Below are 17,858 nucleotides of genomic sequence, written 5' to 3' on the forward strand. Positions count from 1 at the left end.
ACGCCTAAGACCGATGCGGCATGTCGTGATACCCAGATGGCAGAGCATGCCCGAAACCGAGGTCTTGAATCTTATAAGAACTGGCCTAGACTCCCAGTATGTGATCCAACTCACATACCACGCCCAATGAAATGAGGCTCTCATGGGAAAGAATCACATCTATCGCCGCACACTCGGGCTCGCCGTCGCTGCTTCGCTGGTGGCGCTAACTGCCTGTGGCGGCACCGGGGAGGCCGAAGACAACTCCGCTCCCGACGGCGAGGTCACGCTCCGCTGGGCATTCTGGGGATCCAGCACCCGGGCTGAGATCAGCGAAGAGATCATCGCAGCCTTTGAGGCAGAGCATCCCGGAATCACCGTTGAATACCAGTACAGCGGCAGCATGGCCGATCATATGAATCTTGTCTCCACGCAGACAGCAGGCGGAGATGCACCGGACATCATCCAGACCGAAGAGCGCTACTTCCGCGAATATGCTGACCGCGGGTCCCTCCTAGAGCTAGACCAAGTAGATATCGCCGATTTCAGCGAAGCCTCCTTGGCTGGCGGCTCCATTGACGGCACGCTCTACGGCATCTCTTCCGGTGACAACACCTTCACCCTCCTGGCGAATACTGACCTGTTCGACGAGGCCGGCGTCGATCTGCCAGATGACAGCACCTGGACCTGGGATGACTATGCGGATATCGCACAGGAGATCTCTGACAACCTCGATTCGGTCTATGGTGCCGCAAGCCCCACGATCATGGGGGCAGTCAACGTCTGGCTCCGCCAGCAAGGGCAGAACATCGCCACCAGTGACGGCCAGCTGGGCTTCGACGCCGAAGGCCTGGCCGGGCTCTTCGAGATGGACCTGGAGTTGATGCGCAGCGGCGCTCTACAGCCGGCAGAACTTGCTGCTGAGACCCAGGAAGCCGAACTCGAGCGCTCGTTGATCGCCCAGGGGCGGGCAGCCATGTCCGGAAGATGGAGCAACCAGGTAGCTGATGTCAGCGGGCTCACCGGTGCAGAAATCGTCCCACTGCGGTACCCCTCGCCCACCGGTAATGTTGAGGACAACGGCATGTTCCTCAAGGCATCTCAGCTGATGACTGTCAGCTCCACCACGGACTACCCGGAGGAAGCACAGCAGTTCATCGACTTCGTCGTCAACTCACAGGAGGCCGGACAGATCGGGCTAGTGGACCGCGGCTTCCCCGCCAATTCGGCCGTGCGTGATTCCATCACTGGGGAACTGGATGAAGACAATCAGCGCGCTGCTGACTTCATGACTGAAATCACCCCGGAACTCGGCGATCCTTCCCCTGTACCCCCCGCGGGCTTCGGTGCAGCCACCGATGTTCTCCTGCGCTACTACCAGGAAGTCCTCTTCGAGAGGCAGACCCCCGAGGAAGCTGCCGAGAATGCCGTCCGAGAGCTCGAATCCCTGATCAGCTGACACACCCCATGATCTGCGGTCCGGACGGTCAGTTCCATGCCGTCCGGACCGCAACGCCCGGCTAAGACGTCAGGCGCTCACTTCGTCTAGAGGCTGGGCCTGAGGCAAATTCTCCAGTGTCTGAGTTACTGCCGCCCCAAGGCTATGAGCAATATGTGTGCGCACCAGGTCGGCTGCCTCCTCACCGTGACCTTCCACAACCAGTCGGAGGATGTCGTAGTGCTGCTGTAGGTCCAAACCTCGAGGCTCATTTCCCGCGGGCAGCTGCAGTCCCACATAACGGTACCGGTCCGCTTTATCCCAGAGCCCATCTAACATCCGGATGAGGACGTGGTTATGTGATGCAACGTAGATGGACCGGTGAAATGCTCGATGAGCACTGATGGCTTCTTCCCCCCAGGACCGCGTCACCGGCAGCAACTGCTCGGCGGCCTTCTCCATAACAGAGACCTCCGCCCCGGTACGCCGCCCTGCTGCCAGCCGAGTGGCTTCCGGCTCGAGCAGCAACCTCACCTCGAGCAGCTCCCGGGCTTCCCCGGCGTCCACGGACGCGACCCGGACATCCCGATAGGTGTCCATCTTCAGCCAGTCCTCACTGGCAAGCTGACGGATCCCCTCACGGAGCGGGGTGATACTCATCTGCAGCTCGTCGGCGAGCTCGTACTGCGAGAGGCGTGAGCCAGGGGCTAGTTCACCCGAAATGATGCGGCGCCGAAGCTCCCGATAGGCCAACGCTCCCTTACTTGATGTGACATCCATAGAGTCATTCTGGCGGATAATCCAGCCCTTCGCCCCCACGTCTTGTGCTCCAGCTCACACAATATGTATGCTCGGCACATCTTATAAGACACTTATAAGGACTGCCAGGCAAACAGAGAGTGACCTATGAAAATCACCTCCGCCCATGTGGGCACCATCCCGATCAGCTCCCCCATGCGTAACGCTTACATCGACTTCTCCAAAATGGACTGCACCATCGTTGCACTAGTGAGCGACGTCATCGTCGATGGGAAGCCCCTGGTGGGCTACGGCTTCAACTCCAATGGACGCTACAACGCCACCGCCATCATGGAAGAGCGCATGCTGCCCCGCCTGAAGGAAGCTTCGCCGGAGGCGCTGCTGGATGACCAGGGGGAGCTCTCCCCGGCGAAGGCCTGGGAGATCATGATGCGCAACGAGAAGCCTGGCGGTCACGGAGAACGATCAGTTGCCGTCGGCGTCCTGGACATGGCCTTGCATGACCTCGCGGCAAAGGCCGCTGGCGTCCCGCTCTACCGGTGGATCTCCGAGCACTATGGTGACGGGCAGCCCGATGAAGACGTCTTTGTCTACGCCGCTGGCGGCTACTACGCACCGGGTAAGACGCATCAGCATCTGCAGGATGAGATGCGCCGCTTCCTCGACGCCGGGTACAAGGTCGTCAAGATGAAGATCGGCGGAGCAGACCTCGCCGAAGACCTGCGCCGCATCGAAGCCGTCCTCGAGGTCCTGGGAGGCGACGGCTCCCGTTTGATGGTAGATGTCAACGGGAAATTCGATCTGGACACCGCATTGGAATACGGGCGCGCTATCGACCCCTATGGGCTCTTCTGGTACGAGGAGGTCGGCGATCCCCTGGACTATCGGCTCAACGCCACGTTATCCGAGCACTACCGCAATCCCATTGCCACCGGAGAGAACCTATTCTCCCTGCAGGACGCCCGCAACCTGATCCGCTACGGCGGCATGCGACCTGACCGGGACTACATTCAGGTAGATCCCGCGCTGGCCTATGGTCTCACCGAGTATCGTCGGGTTCTGGACATGCTCAACCAGTACGGATGGTCCTCCCGACGCTGCATCCCGCACGGGGGCCACCAGTTCTCACTACATATCGCGGCAGCCCTGAAACTTGGCGGCAACGAGTCCTATCCAGGGGAGTTCCAACCTACCGGCGGCTTCACGGACGACGCGGTCATCTCCTCCAGCCGCGTTTCCCCCGGCGATCTGCCGGGCATCGGACTGGAGGGCAAGGCAGAGTTCTACAGAATCCTCCGCTCCCTGCACTCTTGACCCGCTCCTCATAGCGCGGGAGAGCCCACTTCGCAGGTGAGGAAATGGCCTGATCACCCTCACATTCAGCCGGTCTCGCTAGCGGATTTCGGCTTCCATCTCTCGGTGCATAGCCTCCGCCGCATCGGCCGGGCTCATCCGCTCGAAGAGGACCTCATCGTGATACCGGTACAGGATGTCCGGGAACATGGAGCCACCCATCGCCGGAACAGGCTCGGCTGGTCCGAGGTCCTGCGCCAAAGCCTCGATGTATTCAGCGACCTTCAGCTGAGGGCCCTCCAGCTCTTCGGTGATCATTTCCCGAATCTCCGCGTTAGGCGGCATCCCCCGCTCTGCCATATCAATGCGCGCGGCCTCCTCAGAGTTCACGAAGAAATTGATGAACAGCTGAACCTCCTCCGGATGCTCGGTGCCGGCACTGGCGGAGAGGAACATGGAGGACTTGTACCAGGGAGCGGCATCCTGTGCATTGCCGGTGATACTGGGCATACGCAGCAGCTCAAGGTCAGCACCGGAGGACTGGGTCAGCGCCACCGCCTGATTGCTCCACCAGGGGCGCATGGCCACCTGCCCGGTGGTAGTCATGGACTGATCAGGGCTCACTGCCTGATCCTCCGACATCGCAGAGGCCGGGGGCGTCGCGCCCTGATGCATCATGTCGAGGAAGAACTGGAAATAGCTCTCGGCCACTTCCGGCTCGAAACCAAGCTGCCCCTCCTCGTTGCTCAGATGGGCCCCGTGCTGGCGCGCCCAGGTCTGGAATCCCAGAGTCTCGTCGAAGTTGCCCGAGCCCCAGGCGCCGTCGAGGTTTTCACTCAGTTCCAGAGCGATCTGCTGATAGTCGTCCCAGGTCCATGTGGTGTCATCCGGCATCTCCACCCCGGCCTGTTCGAACAAGTCAGGGTTGGCCAGCAGAGTGGCGGCGTTGATGCCGATGGTAATGCCATGGAGGCCCCCTTCTGTGCGCCCGGAGTCCACCACCGTGTCCTCAAACTGGGAGACATCAACATCGCTGAGATCCAGCAGTGCACCCCTGTCTGCATATTCGCGCAGGTAGAGCTCGTCCATCTGAATAATGTCCGGGGAGTCTCCTGCTGCGGTGCGCGTGGCGAGGGTGTCCCAGTAGCCGTCCCATTCCCCATATGTCGGGTCAATAGTGATCCCCGGATGTGCCTCCTCGAAGGCATCAATGATCTCTGCGGTGTTCTGGTGACGGGCGTCAGATCCCCACCAGACAAAACTCAGGACGACGTCGCCGTCGCCACCTCCACCGTTGTCAGCTTCTGCCCCGCAGGCTGAGAGCAGCAGTCCCGCTGCGGCCAGTCCTGCCGTCCACCTGATGACTCGCCGTTGAGTTGCCACTGGTACGCCCTGCCTCCAGCACTGCCGTGCCCTAGAAGTGCTCGTATGTGATGTATATCACTGGGTGGGCGGCGGGGGAAGAGGAGAGCTGATCACTCAGGTCATCGGCGCAGCACTCACGCGGGTACTGTCCCGCAGCACCGGCTGGCCCAGCACCACAGAACGCGGGGTGTCCTCACCGGCTGAGAGCAGCATCCGGGCACCCATATGCCCGATATCCTCCAACGGCAGCCGCACGGTGGTCACCGAGGGGTACTGGTCCTCCAGGGTGGGGATGTCATCAAACCCGGCTAATGCAATATCCCCCGGGACACTCACTCCAGCTTCACGCAAGGCAGCCAGAGCGCCTAGGGCCATCACGTCATTTGCGCAGAGGACGCAAAGCCGCTGACCGTCACGGGCCCGCCAGTCACCAGTCTCCAGCAGCTGGCGCATCAGCGTGCGCCCCCCTTCACGGGTGAAGGCTCCCTCCAGAGCAACCTCCGGCTGCAGTCCGTGCTCGGCCAGAGCCGCAATGATCCCTTCAGCCCGCTGCTGCGAAGTGGACAGGCGCAGCTCCCCCGAAAGGAGAGCGAAACGCGTGAATCCACGCTCCATCAGTTCCCGGGCCAGGGCGCCGGCGCTGCCGAAGTTATCGATCTCCACTCCATGCGTATCAGGAAGCGGCTGGCCGATCATGGCCACCCGACCGCCGTTGGCGCGGTAGGTCTGCAAAAGGGCAGCCAGTGCGTCGTCGTCCTCATAACCGCGTGAGCCCGAAAGAAGTATGGCATCAGTCCGATATGACATGAACGCCTGCACGGCCTCGATCTCTGCCCCTGATGCCCGCTCCGTAGACGCCAGCATCAACTGCTTGCCTGAACCCACAAGGGCCCGCTGGGCACCGCGGGCAATGGAGGCGAAATACGGGTCGGCGATGTCGTGAACAACGAGCCCCACCAGGCCCGCCGATGCCCGCGCCAGCGCCTGAGCCTGGGCATTGGGAAAGTACCCCAAGCGCTCCGCGGCTAGCTTCACGCGCTCGGAAATCTCTGGCTTGGGGCGCCGGGAGGAACCGTTGAGCACGCGTGAGGCAGTGGCAAGCGACACCCCGGCCTCGGCTGCCACATCGGCCAATCTCACCGCCATGGGACCTCCCGTTTCACGTAAAACACAACTGGTGTGACGATTGACACACTCTATCTTCAGATACTAGCTTGGAAAGCGCATTCCGCAGTGCCGAGTCTCAGAGCATCGGCGCTGTTGAATTTCTCCATCATGTCACCCACAGGAGCCCCACATGTCTGAAATCCGCACTCTCCGCATCGCCATGAACGGCATCACCGGCCGTATGGGCTACCGCCAGCATCTGCTGCGGTCCATCCTGCCCATCCGCGATCAGGGCGGCATCACGCTGGCCGACGGCTCGAAGGTGACCGTCGAGCCCATCCTGATCGGTCGCAATGAAGCGAAGATCAAGGAACTGGCCGCCAAGCACAACGTTGAGCACTACACCACCGACCTCGACGGTGCCATCAACGATGAGAACGTCGATATCGTCTTCGACGCCTCCATGACCTCCCTGCGCCACAGCACGCTGTCCAAGGCCATCAGTGCCGGCAAGCACATCTTCACCGAGAAGCCCACCGCAGAGACCCTTGACGAAGCCGTTGACCTGGCCCGCCAGGCCAAAGACGCCGGCATCACCGCCGGTGTGGTGCATGACAAGCTCTACCTGCCGGGCCTGATCAAGCTGCGCCGGCTGGTGGATGAGGGCTTCTTCGGCCGCATCCTCTCCATGCGCGGCGAGTTCGGCTACTGGGTCTTCGAAGGCGACATCCAGCCCGCGCAGCGCCCGTCCTGGAACTACCGCCTGGCCGACGGCGGCTCCATGACCACCGATATGTACTGCCACTGGAACTACGTGATGGAGGGCATCATCGGCAAGGTCAAGTCCGTGACCTCCCGCACCGCCACTCACATCCCCACCCGCTGGGACGAGAACGGCCAGCCCTACGACGCCGACGCCGACGACGCCGCCTACGGCATCTTCGACCTGGAGACCCCTGCAGGCGAGGAGGTCGTTGCGCAGATCAACTCCTCCTGGGCTGTGCGCGTCTACCGCGACGAGCTGGTGGAATTCCAGATCGACGGCACCCACGGCTCCGCTGTGGCGGGTCTGCAGAAGTGTGTGGCTCAGCAGCGCGCCCACACCCCCAAGCCGGTGTGGAACCCGGATCTGCCGGTGACCGAGTCCTTCCGCGACCAGTGGTCCGATGTGCCGGCCAACGCCGATCTGGACAACGGCTTCAAGGCTCAGTGGGAAGAGTTCCTGGCCGACGTCGTCGCCGGCCGTGAGCACCGCTTCGGTCTGCTTTCTGCCGCTCGCGGCGTGCAGCTGGCCGAGCTGGGCCTGCAGTCCGCAGCTGAGCGTCGCACCGTCGAGATCCCCGAGATCACCCTCTAAGGCTGATGACTATGACCGCACAGACAGTCACCGGACAGACGCTCACCCTGCCGACCCTCGAGGGCGGCAGCATCGAATACACCCTGCAGGGCAAGGACCCCATCCTGGGTGAGTTCACTCGGCCCACCAAGCCCATCACCTCCCGCAAGGTTTACGCCGCCGCCCACGTGGTGCCGGTGATGAACGCGGATAACACCCCCGGGGCTCCCGCCCAGCTGGACTGGGAGGCCACCCTGGCCTACCGGCACGAGCTGTGGTCCTACGGGCTGGGCGTGGCCGATGCCATGGACACCGCCCAGCGCGGCATGGGCCTGGATTATGAGGCCACCAAAGAGCTCATCCGGCGCTCCGCCGCTGAGGCTGCAGCCGTCCTGGAGGCCAAGACCTATCCGGCGCTGGAGGGCCGGACCGTGCGCGATCTCATCGCCTGCGGCGCCGGCACCGACCAGGTGGACCCCGCCACGGTGGAGCAGGGCCAGCCAGGTCTGGCTGCAGTCCGCGCTGCCTACCTGGAACAGCTGGAGGTCGTAGAAACCTCCGGTGCCAAGGTCATCCTGATGGCCTCCCGAGCCCTGGCCAAGGTCGCCTCCGGTGCTGAGGACTACCTGAGCCTCTACAGCGAACTGCTGAGCACGGCGTCGCAGCCGGTGATCCTGCACTGGCTGGGCACCATGTTCGACCCCGCCCTGGCAGGCTACTGGGGCTCTGACGACGTCGCCGAGGCCACCGAGACCTTCTTGACCCTGATCCGCGAGAACGCGGAGAAGGTGGACGGGGTGAAGGTCTCCCTGCTGGATGCTGAGCATGAGAAGCAGCTGCGCGCAGCTCTTCCTGAGGGTGTGCGGCTCTACACCGGTGATGACTTCAACTACCCGGAGCTCATCCACGGTGACGACACCGCGTACTCGGATGCGCTGCTGGGCATCTTCGCCGCCATCTACCCGGCAGCCTCCACTGCTCTGCAGGCCTACGACGACGGCGATGCGGCTCGCGGACGAGCGATCCTGGACTCCACCCGCGAACTCGGTAAGCACATCTTCAGCGCGCCGACCTTCTACTACAAGACGGGCATTGCCTTCCTGTCCTGGCTCAACGGTCACCAGACCGGGTTCCAGCTGGTAGGAGGCCTGCACTCCGGGCGCTCGCTGGCTCACCTGGCACACACCTTTGTGCTGGCCGATCAGGCTGGACTGCTGCGGGATCCGCAGCTGGCCACTGAACGCATGGGCCTGCTGCTGAAGGCCGGAGGTCTGTAGAGCATGAGTTTTGAGCTGTCGCTGAACACCGGCACCACCCCGAACCTCTCCCTGGCCGAAGCCTGCGAGGCTGTGGCGACTGCGGGGCTGAAGCACATCGGCCCGTGGCGTCACCTGCTGGAACAGGCCGGAGGTGGTGAAGCCGCACGGGCCATCATCGATGAGCACGGGCTCACCGCCACCACGCTGTGCCGCGGTGGATTTCTCACCGCCACCGGCGAACAGGACCGGGCTGCCGCCCTGGAGTCCAACAGGGCTGCGATCCGGGAAGCTGCTGCGATCGGCACCAGCGAGCTGATCATGGTGGTGGGCGGACTGCCCTCTGCCGCCCACCTGATCGGCGGCACTGGCGAGGCCGGAGATAAAGATGTGGTCGCCGCCCGCCAGCGCGTCACCGACGGTATCGCCGAGCTCGAACCCTATGCGGCCGAGCACGGTGTCCGTCTGGTGCTGGAGCCGCTGCACCCGATGTACGCAGCAGACCGCGCCGTGCTCTCCACGCTGGGGCAGGCTCTGGATATGGCCGCGCCGTTTAGCCCGCAGACTGTGGGCGTCGTCGTCGATACCTTCCATGTGTGGTGGGATCCTCAGCTGAAGGAGCAGATCGTCCGCGCCGGTGCGGAGAACCGCATTGCCAGCTACCAGATCTGTGACTTCAATCTGCCGATCGCCACCGATGCCTTGAAGTCACGGGGCATGATGGGAGACGGCTACGTTGACTTCCCCACCATCAGCCGCTGGGTGGCCGAGGCAGGCTACACCGGCCCGGTGGAGGTGGAGATCTTCAACGAGCAGATCAATAACCAGGATGCTGGCACCACCCTGGAGACCATGAAGGCCCGCTACGACGAACTGGTACTCCCGTTCCTCAAAGGAGAGTAATGGCAGATAATGCTGCGGCCGCGGCCGTCCGCGCCCCTGAAGTGATTCTGATCGGCCTGGACGGCTTCGGCCGCCAGCATCTGCTCAATATTGCCCGGCTCACCGAGCTGGGCAAGGTCCGACTGATCGCTGGTGTCAGCCTCTCGGACCCCGGGCCCGAGGTCCGCGGGGACATCCCGGTTTACCAGACCTTGGGTGAAGCCAGAGAGGCCGGACACCGCCCGGACATCGTCATCGTCTCCACCCCCATCAACACGCACTTCGACCTGGCCGTGGAGGCCCTGCGCATGGACGCCGATGTGCTGCTGGAGAAGCCGCCGACGGCGACCCTTGAGCAGTACGAGCGGCTGCTCGTCGAAGCCGACCGCTGCGGGCGCCATGTGCAGGTGGGCTTCCAGTCCATCGGCTCCCACGCGCTGCCAGCCGTTGAGGACATGCTCAGGCGCGGGACAATTGGTCAGCTGCGCGCCGTGGGAGCCACCGGTCTGTGGCTGCGCACCGCCAGCTACTACGCCCGCGCCCCATGGGCCGGACGCCGGACGCTCAACGGCGTACAGGTGGTGGACGGGGTGGTCACCAATCCGTTGGCTCATGCAGTGAAGACTGCGCTGCATATTGCCGGGGCCAAGCGCCTGGGTGATGTGGCCCAGCTGAGCACCCAGCTGCATCACGCGCATCCGATCGAAGCCGATGACACCTCCATCGTTCAGCTGCGCACTACTGCCGGCATCCCGGTCACCGCGGCATTGACCCTGTGCGCTGCCGACCAGCAGGATCCTTGGATCACCATTTACGGCACCGAGGGCCAGGCCGTGCTGTACTACACCCGTGATGAGCTGGTGATCACGCCCAATCCGCAGCGTCCTGGAGCGGAAAATGAGCAGCGGCTCAGCTTCGAGCGCACCAATCTGCTGGAGAATCTGATCGATTACCAGACCGGCGCTGCAGACCGACTGCTGTCTCCGTTGGAGGACCATGGCGCCTTCATGAAGGTCCTGGAGACGGTGCGCACCGCCGAAGACCCCTCGGCCATCGCCGAGAAGCATCTGGAGTTCGCCGGTGAGGGACCGGATCGGCATCCGATCATCCCGCATATCGAGAACTATCTGGCCCGGGCAGTCAAGGCCGCGCCGTCGTCGTTTTCCTCACTGGGAGCACCCTGGGCAGCAGAACCGGCACAGTCCGGGCAGCTGATGGCAGGAGCCGGCGAGCATGCTCGGCGGGTAGCCACGCTGCGCACCGGCACCGATATCTCACCCACGGATTCGCCCCGGCCGTTCCTGGACGAGGTCACCACTGCAGCTGGTGTGGTGGTCACTGACCAGCAGCCGCTGGATCACACCTGGCACTTAGGTGTCGGGGTGGCGCTTCAGGATGTCAATGGCAATAACTTCTGGGGCGGCCGCACCTACACCCGTGAGGACGGCCGGTATATCTGGCGCAAGGACCACGGGCGCATCACCGTGGAGGCCGAAGAGATCACCGACGACGACGCCGGACAGCGGCTGCAGCAGAGCCTGAGCTGGATCGCCGCCGATGGTCAGCCGATCCTTGCCGAGCAGCGCACCGCCAGCACTGACTACCGCGCCGGTGCCGCAGGCTGGAACCTGGATTTCGGCTTCGAGCTGCGTTCTGCGCGGTCCGAGACCATCAGCTTGGGAAGCCCCGGGTCCAATGGCCGCGAGAAAGGCGGCTACGGCGGCTTCTTCTGGCGGCTGCCGCAGATTGACGCGGCGTCGATCTTCACCGCTGAGGCTGAAGGCGAGGAGGCCGTCCACGGTTCGGTCACCCAGTGGCTGGCCATCAGTGGCCACTTCCAGCCGCTGCCCAGCCGGCACGGCCACGCTGGTGAGGCGTCCCTGCTGTTGATCCGCGGCGAGGATGAGACCGACGCCGTCAATCCTGATCCCTGGTTCGTCCGGTATCAGTCCTACCCGGGTGTGGGCATGTCCCTGGCCTGGGACAGCGCCGTGCTGCTGGAACCCGGTGAGCGCGTCGGGCGCAGCCTGCGGGTGCTGGTGCTCGACGGGCAGCTGGACCGCCAGCGCGCAGCGGAGCTTGCCGCCCAGCTGACCACCCCAGCCACAGGAGTTTAGAGATGAGCCAGTTGAACGAGACGATCACCACCCGTACTGAAGAGTTCACAGCGAAACATGCCCGTCTGGTCAAGCTGCTGGAGCAGACCGGCGACGACGCCGTCGTGCTCTCCTCCGCCGGGGCGCTCTCCTGGCTGCTGTGCGGCGCGCGAGTGCATGTGAGTCTGGCCGGACCGCCTATTCTGCGCGCTGTGGCGCACCGCGACGGCGTGGAGCTGGCGGTCTTCAACAATGAGGCCGAGCGCATCCGCGCCGAGGAGCTGCGAGAACTGACCGACGCTCCGGGACTGCAGATCCATGAGCTGGCCTGGCATGCCAATATCGACGACGTCGCCTCCTGGCTGCCGGATTCATTGCGCACGGTAGCTGAGGGCTCGCTGGCTGATGAAGGCTCAGCGGCACTGCCGTTGCGAGAGGCCCGAGCCAGCCTGCTGGAGACTGAAGTACAGCGGTACCGGGCGTTGTGCCAGGATGCTGCTGGGGCGCTGACCGAGGTGCTCAGCGAGGTAACACCGTCCACCACCGAACGGCAGCTGGCCGCCGCACTGGCCCCGTGGCTGATCTCCGCCGGAGCAGATCCGGTGGTGCTGCTAGTCAACGGCGAGTCCCGAGCCCGGCATCGCCATCCGCTTCCCACCGACGCCGCGCTTGGCCGCCGGGCCATGGCCGTGGTCTGCGCACGTCGGGACGGGCTGATCGCCAATGTCACCCGGTGGGTGCGCTTTGGCGAGGCCTCCCCAGAAGAGCTCGAGCAGGAGCAGGCGATTCTGGAGGTCGAGGCCGACGTCTTTGACGCCCTGACTCCTGGAACTGCGCTGGACACTGTGCTCGAGGTCCTTAAAGAGTCCTATCCGCGGCACGGTTTCAGCCAGGCGGAGTGGACACTGCACCACCAGGGTGGGGCCGCCGGCTACCAGGGCCGGGATCCACGGGTCTCACCTGGGGTGCCGGATCTCATCCACTCGGGTCAGCCCTTTGCGTGGAACCCCTCGGCTTTCAGCCCGCAGCTGGGGCTGGGATTCAAGGTGGAGGACACGGTGCTGCTGCGCGGTGCCGCTGACCTGGAGATTCTGAGCACCGATGAGCGCTGGCCCACCACCGAGGTGCGCGGGCGTCGTCGTCCGCTTCCGCTGACCCGCTAGCACCGGCCGGTCAGGTCACGACGTCGGGCGCAACGCCCCCACCACCTGGAGGCTGTCAGCGGTCTCCTGCAGCTCGATGAACTGCGCGCGCTCCCGCGGAGTCCGGTTGGGGCTATGCAGGGTAAGCATCAGGCTGCCCGGCCCCCCGGAGTGATCGAAACGCCGGAAGATCATGCCGTGGCCGCCATCTGCGGCGAAGAGCGGCTGAGGTTCATGCCGCCAGGGTCCGGTGATCTCGCCGGTGGCAGAGATGGCCAGTCCCTGGGCGTACCGCCCGTGGCGGAAGCTCGACCAGAGCATCAGCAGGCTGCCCTGCGCCGTGCGGTGTAGAAACGGTCCGTCGGTGACCCATCCGCGCCCGTGCCGAGGGCTCTCCACAGCTTCGGCCCAAGGCGCCTGGGAGGCGCTGAAGAGCACCACCGGTTCCCCTTCCGCCCGTCGCAGATCCGGAGAAAGCCGCACTGCGCAGACCGTACCGTCGCTGATCTGCACCCACTCATGACAGAACACCATCCACGGCTGGCCTGCTGAATCCAGGTACAGGGTGCCATCCAGACACTCCCAGCCGGCAGGGGTCACCGGGGCCGGGCGCCCGTGACTGTCCGTGCTGTGCACTAGGAATGGTCCCAGCGGGGAGTCGGCAGAGAGCACCGCTGTCCCGCGGCGGTCAATGTACTCCCCCGCCCCGAAGGTCGCCAGCATGTAGTACCGACCCTGGTATTCATGCACTTCTGGTGCCCAGTAGTTCGTCTGGGACCAGAATCCGGCCCTGGGCCGGAACACCGGAAACGGGCCCTGCCAGTGCTCCAGATCAGTGCTGCGGTAGGCGTCGAAGCCGATTGCCTGCCCCGACCAAATATTCGCGTCCGTGGAGCCGAACATGTAATACACCCCGGTGGCCGCGACGGGAAGGACATAGGGATCGCGAATCTGGATCTGTCCGGTGCGCCGCCTGATGCCCGAAGACTCGTTCAACTCTGCACGCTGACTACTGCTCATCGGTCAGTTCCACTGGGGGGCGACAAAGCCGGGACGACGACGCTGCCCCTCCCGCAGCTCCCCGGAGTCTTCTGCGATGTTCAGTTCGGCTCGCTCATTAGGGCCCAACTGCAACCGGAGAATCTGCCCATGCCAGCGCAGCTCCCCGTCCACTAGCCCTCCGCTGACACCTACTGCTGCCGAGGGAGTGCCTTGTAAGTCAGTCTCCACACGCCATCCGCGCGGGAAGCGCAGATGCTGCTGACCATTGCAGAAGGTGACGACCTCGACGTCGTCGGCGGCCAGCTCGTAGTGCATGTCCCCAACCTGGCGTGAGTAGGCCACCGCAGCGGCGGTTTCACTGTGACCGCGCGCTGTCTGAGTTGGAGCCAGGCCGGTGAACCAGATGCCTGGTTCGCCGTCTGCTCGCGTCCAGCTGCGTTTGGTGCCGGAGACCGGCAGGATCCCGAAGTACCGCTCGACGGCGTCGAGATACCAGAGGATCGCCGGTGAGTACCCACCGGTATAGCCGGCTTCTCCGCTGAACGGGTCCAGACACTGCGGGAAGCTTTCGGCATCGGTGAGCGCTTCCAGCACAGGGCCTGCGGCAAGGGCCAGTTCCGCGGTGCGTCCACGGTGCTCAAAGGCATGCGGGGCGCGCAGCAGGCTGAGGAAGTTCACCGGTCCGGCCCAAGAGTTCCGCGTCGCGTCGGCGTCGAAGCGCGGATCATCCAGGGCTATGGAGGTGAATCCGTAGTGGCTGAGGAACTTGGCGGTGTTCATCAGGTAGCGGCGCAGTGAGGTGTCGAAGAGCTCTTCGTCGCCGACTTCGCAGGCTAATACGCGCAGCAGCACATCCGACTGCACCTTCACCGGGCTGCCGGTAGCGTCCCGGTCATAGAAGAAGTCGTCCTCCGGGTCGAAGCAGTACTCGAACAGCGCATCGATTGACCCTTCCCATTTACTGCTCCATGGTTCGGGATCTTCCCCGAGCTCTTGGGCGATCCTGCCGAGGTACTCGCGTTGGCAGGCCACATTGGCTGTCAGATCCGGCGCCAGATACGGCACCGTGGGCCGCTGCGGGTCATAACGAGTGGCGTCGCCGTCGGGGCAGCGGTCCGGTGCGAACCAGAACCGTGGTGACAGGTCGTGTCCGGTGTCGAAGGCGCAGAAGGCTTCCACGGCAGAAGTCCCCCGTGTGTTGCGGTGTTCCATGAGCCAGTCGTCATATCGGGCCATGGCCCGATACATCTTTTCCAGCCACTGGATACCACCGGTGCTGCCGCGGTGGAGCAGATAGTGGTTCCACACACTGCGGGCCAGCGGACTGACCAGTTGTATCTGGGTGTAACCGGGGCCTGCGGCTGTGACCTTGTAGGGGATCATCCCGTCGTTGCGCTGGTGCTCTGCGAAGAGACCCAGCGTTGCCTGAGCTGTTGTTGGGCTGAATCGGGAGAGCATCTCGGCACTGATGGTGCCGGTGGACTCCAGCCACGCTCCGTCATAGGGGCCGCCCTCGCGCAGGGCTTCATTCTGCTGGCCGCCGAGCGGGCTCAGGCATGACTGGAGTTCACTCAGCGCCTGCAGCCAGCGCTGCTCGAAGCGCCCACCTACCGCGGCGAATCCGATTCCAGCAGCATCCAGATCCGCTGCCAGCTGTCCTGACACTCTGCTGCGGTGGGCAGTTGACGTCGATTCTCGCAGTCTGGTCAGGACCTGTTGAAGTACTGGGTTCATCGCAGCTGAGATTCCATTTCGGAGATAGTGCGCTCTGCAGCTTCCTGCGGCGTCAGGCGCCCGAAGTACATTTCCTCCTCATACCGCACCAGTGTCTCCTGCAGTGAGGAGAAGCCTAGGGAGGGCACCGGCTCTGGACCAGCGATCTCGTCCTGAATCTCCTCCACGAACTCGGCTGACTTCAGATCCTGGCCATCGATAGCGTCCAGGACTGCAGCGCGCACCTCTTGGTTGGAGGGAAGTCCCCGGTCAGTGAGGCCGAGCAGACCAGCTTCGACGTCGTTGACCATGTAGTCGATGAACATCTTGACCTCCTCAGGGTGCTCGGTGCGTGCCGATGCTGAGAGGAACATGGAGGACTTGTTCCACAGCCCGTTGTCCTCCGCATTGCCGGTCTTGGAGGGGAAGCGCAGCAACTGCATCTCCACTCCGGAGGATTGCGAGATCCCTGCCAAGGAGCTGGTCCACATGGGTGCAAGGGCAACGCGCCCGGTGTGGATCAGCTGCTGCTCCGGGCTGGCGCCGCGGTTCTCGGACATCAGATCTGCCGCGGGCATGCCGCCGGATTCAAGCAGTCCCTGCAGGTACTCGTAGTACTCCACGAGGTCCTGCTCCTCGAAGCCGAGAGTTCCTTCGTCTGTTGTGAGGTGTTTTCCATCCTGGCGCAGCCAGACCTGGAAACCGCCGGGCTCGTTGGTCTCATTGGTGCCGTAGGCGCCATCTAAGTTCGCGCTGAGCTCTGCGGTGATCTCAGCGAAGTCATCCCACGTCCAGGTGGTGTCATCGGGGATCTCCAGCCCGGCTTCCTCGAAGAGTTCGGGGTTGGCGCCAAGAGCCAGTGAGTTGATGCCAGTGGTGATACCGAACAGTCCGTCATCTGTGCGGCCGTTCTCCACGGCTCCCTCGTCGAAATTAGAGAGGTCGATATCCGAAAGTTCCAGCAGAACCCCTCGGTCTGCGTATTCACGCAGATACTTGTCATCCATCTGGATGATGTCTGGCGCATCGCCTCCTGCAGTCTGGGTGGCGAGCTGTTCCCAGTGGCCGCTGAAGTCTGAGTAGGAGGGAGTAATAGTGATATGCGGGTGCTCATCGGTGAACGCGTCGATGATGGCCTCTGTCTGCTCTACCCGTAGGCCGCTGCCCCAGAAAGAGAACCGGAGTTCGATGTTCTCATCGGCGCCAGCGGAATCTTCGCCTGAGCCGCAGCTGGTGAGCAACAGCGCAGCCACCGCGGCAGCTGCGCCCATCCTGATTCCGTAGTGCTGCTTTTTCATTGGGGTTTCTCTCTCATAGGTGCCGGTATGACGAGCACGCCGCGATTCGCCAAAACGTGTCGTGAGTCACATACTAGTGATGAGAAACCGGTTTCTCAAGAGGCGCACGCCAACGGCGATCTTGTAAGAAACCGGTATCCTCAACATCATTCAGGCGTTAGGAGAGACATGCCCCGCATGAGGAAGAACGGGCCCACTATCGGGGATGTCGCGGCGCTGGCAGAAGTTTCGCGGGCCACGGTATCCCGGGTGATGAACGGTTCCACCACGGTGGATCCCGGCATTGCCGAACGGGTGCGCAGTGCGGCCGCCTCCTTGAACTACCGCCCCAGCAATCTGGCACGCAGCCTCTCCCTGGGAAGAACTGGCACAGTGGCTGTTTCTGTCCCGGATCTTCGCAATCCAATGCTGCACGCTGTACTCCAGGGGGTCACCGAAGCAGCAGAGCGCGATGGCTATCACCTGCTGGTCTCCATCGCCGGAGAGGATATCGCTGCGGAGGAAGCACATTTCCTGGATGCCCGGCAGAGATGCGATGGTCTTATCCTGATCAATCCGCGCGGCCCCCAGGAGCAGCTTCGCGCTGTGCTCCAGCAGGCAGCACCAGCGGTAGTAGTCAATCGGGAAACCTCAACGTTACCGGCGCCATGCCTCAGCATTGACCACCAGTACGGCCTCACACTGCTGATCGAACACCTGGTGAGCCTGGGCCACCGTCATCTGGCGTATGTCGCCGGGCCGCAGGGAGCAGTCTCGGATCCTCCCCGACGTCGTGCTGTCTCGGCAGCTCTGGACACCCACCCCCAGCTGCGGATTGACATAGTCGACGGCGGCAGGGACGTCTTCGACGGACGCCGCGCTGCAGAATCAGCAGTTTCCACAGGGGCAACAGGCGTGCTGGTCTTTAACGACCTGGTCGCCGTGGGTCTGCTGGCACGTCTGCATGAACTCGGCGTCGACGTCCCGGGTGAGGTCTCTGTCACCGGTTTTGACGATATCGACTTAAGCCACTGCAGCTTTCCTGCGCTGACCACCGTCGGCGTCCCGCATCACGACCTGGGGCGTGCCGCCTGGGCAGAGATGGCAGCACTATTGCGGGAGCCAGGAGTCGATCGACGCACCGTGCGCAGCTTCCGACCACAGCTGGTGCTGCGTGAATCTACTGAGCAAGTGCCGGCCTGAGCCGCAGACT

General features: G+C 63.5%; 14 protein-coding genes. 8 read left to right on the forward strand and 6 right to left on the reverse strand.

Annotation, left to right across the window (positions count from 1 at the left end):
* The first annotated feature begins 142 nt into the window (after window positions 1–142).
* Complete coding sequence (locus ABEA23_RS02725; RefSeq protein WP_345476548.1) at window positions 143–1,438, forward strand: ABC transporter substrate-binding protein; 1,296 nt, start codon at window positions 143–145, stop codon at window positions 1,436–1,438.
* Between the two features lie 69 nt (window positions 1,439–1,507).
* Here the strand turns inward: ABEA23_RS02725 and ABEA23_RS02730 are convergent, their stop codons facing one another.
* Window positions 1,508–2,197: a GntR family transcriptional regulator gene (locus tag ABEA23_RS02730; RefSeq protein WP_345476549.1), complete on the reverse strand. Its 690-nt coding sequence runs from the start codon at window positions 2,195–2,197 to the stop codon at window positions 1,508–1,510.
* 126 nt (window positions 2,198–2,323) lie between these two features.
* Between ABEA23_RS02730 and ABEA23_RS02735 the strand changes: the two genes are divergently transcribed.
* A complete protein-coding gene (locus ABEA23_RS02735) occupies window positions 2,324–3,490 on the forward strand; it encodes a mandelate racemase/muconate lactonizing enzyme family protein (RefSeq protein WP_345476550.1) in 1,167 nt (388 codons plus the stop codon).
* Between the two features lie 78 nt (window positions 3,491–3,568).
* Here ABEA23_RS02735 and ABEA23_RS02740 read toward each other — a convergent pair whose 3' ends face one another.
* Entirely contained in the window at window positions 3,569–4,852 is a 1,284-nt protein-coding gene (locus ABEA23_RS02740) for an ABC transporter substrate-binding protein (RefSeq protein ID WP_345476551.1), read from the reverse strand.
* 96 nt (window positions 4,853–4,948) lie between these two features.
* Complete coding sequence (locus ABEA23_RS02745) at window positions 4,949–5,980, reverse strand: LacI family DNA-binding transcriptional regulator (RefSeq protein WP_345476552.1); 1,032 nt, start codon at window positions 5,978–5,980, stop codon at window positions 4,949–4,951.
* 151 nt (window positions 5,981–6,131) lie between these two features.
* Here ABEA23_RS02745 and ABEA23_RS02750 point away from each other — a divergent pair, with 151 nt between their 5' ends.
* The 5 genes from ABEA23_RS02750 to ABEA23_RS02770 are packed head-to-tail and all read left to right on the forward strand — an operon-like array spanning window position 6,132 to window position 12,674.
* Window positions 6,132–7,298, forward strand: a complete 1,167-nt coding sequence (locus tag ABEA23_RS02750) for a Gfo/Idh/MocA family protein (protein WP_345476553.1) — start codon at window positions 6,132–6,134, stop codon at window positions 7,296–7,298.
* Between the two features lie 11 nt (window positions 7,299–7,309).
* The gene (locus ABEA23_RS02755) at window positions 7,310–8,554 is read left to right on the forward strand and encodes a dihydrodipicolinate synthase family protein (protein ID WP_345476554.1); all 1,245 of its coding nucleotides are present in this window, start codon (window positions 7,310–7,312) and stop codon (window positions 8,552–8,554) included.
* Between the two features lie 3 nt (window positions 8,555–8,557).
* A complete protein-coding gene (locus ABEA23_RS02760) occupies window positions 8,558–9,436 on the forward strand; it encodes a sugar phosphate isomerase/epimerase family protein (RefSeq protein ID WP_345476555.1) in 879 nt (292 codons plus the stop codon).
* Complete coding sequence (locus ABEA23_RS02765; protein ID WP_345476556.1) at window positions 9,436–11,532, forward strand: DUF6807 family protein; 2,097 nt, start codon at window positions 9,436–9,438, stop codon at window positions 11,530–11,532. Before ABEA23_RS02760 ends, ABEA23_RS02765 begins: the two co-directional genes overlap by 1 nt.
* A 2-nt stretch (window positions 11,533–11,534) precedes the next feature.
* Window positions 11,535–12,674: a M24 family metallopeptidase gene (locus tag ABEA23_RS02770; protein ID WP_345476557.1), complete on the forward strand. Its 1,140-nt coding sequence runs from the start codon at window positions 11,535–11,537 to the stop codon at window positions 12,672–12,674.
* A 15-nt stretch (window positions 12,675–12,689) separates the two neighbouring features.
* Here ABEA23_RS02770 and ABEA23_RS02775 read toward each other — a convergent pair whose 3' ends face one another.
* Genes ABEA23_RS02775 through ABEA23_RS02785 form a run of 3 tightly spaced genes read right to left on the reverse strand, consistent with a single transcriptional unit; the run spans window position 12,690 to window position 16,666 of the window.
* Window positions 12,690–13,673 (reverse strand): glycoside hydrolase family 43 protein, encoded by a 984-nt coding sequence (locus ABEA23_RS02775; protein WP_345476558.1) that lies wholly within the window; start codon window positions 13,671–13,673, stop codon window positions 12,690–12,692.
* A gap of 3 nt (window positions 13,674–13,676) precedes the next feature.
* Window positions 13,677–15,389, reverse strand: a complete 1,713-nt coding sequence (locus ABEA23_RS02780; RefSeq protein WP_345476559.1) for an MGH1-like glycoside hydrolase domain-containing protein — start codon at window positions 15,387–15,389, stop codon at window positions 13,677–13,679.
* Complete coding sequence (locus tag ABEA23_RS02785) at window positions 15,386–16,666, reverse strand: ABC transporter substrate-binding protein (RefSeq protein ID WP_345476560.1); 1,281 nt, start codon at window positions 16,664–16,666, stop codon at window positions 15,386–15,388. The genes ABEA23_RS02780 and ABEA23_RS02785 overlap by 4 nt, the downstream gene beginning before the upstream one ends.
* Before the next feature lie 168 nt (window positions 16,667–16,834).
* Here ABEA23_RS02785 and ABEA23_RS02790 point away from each other — a divergent pair, with 168 nt between their 5' ends.
* A complete protein-coding gene (locus ABEA23_RS02790; protein ID WP_345476561.1) occupies window positions 16,835–17,848 on the forward strand; it encodes a LacI family DNA-binding transcriptional regulator in 1,014 nt (337 codons plus the stop codon).
* Window positions 17,849–17,858 lie beyond the last annotated feature (10 nt).

Source organism: Nesterenkonia rhizosphaerae, assembly GCF_039544555.1.
Lineage (GTDB): Bacteria > Actinomycetota > Actinomycetes > Actinomycetales > Micrococcaceae > Nesterenkonia > Nesterenkonia rhizosphaerae.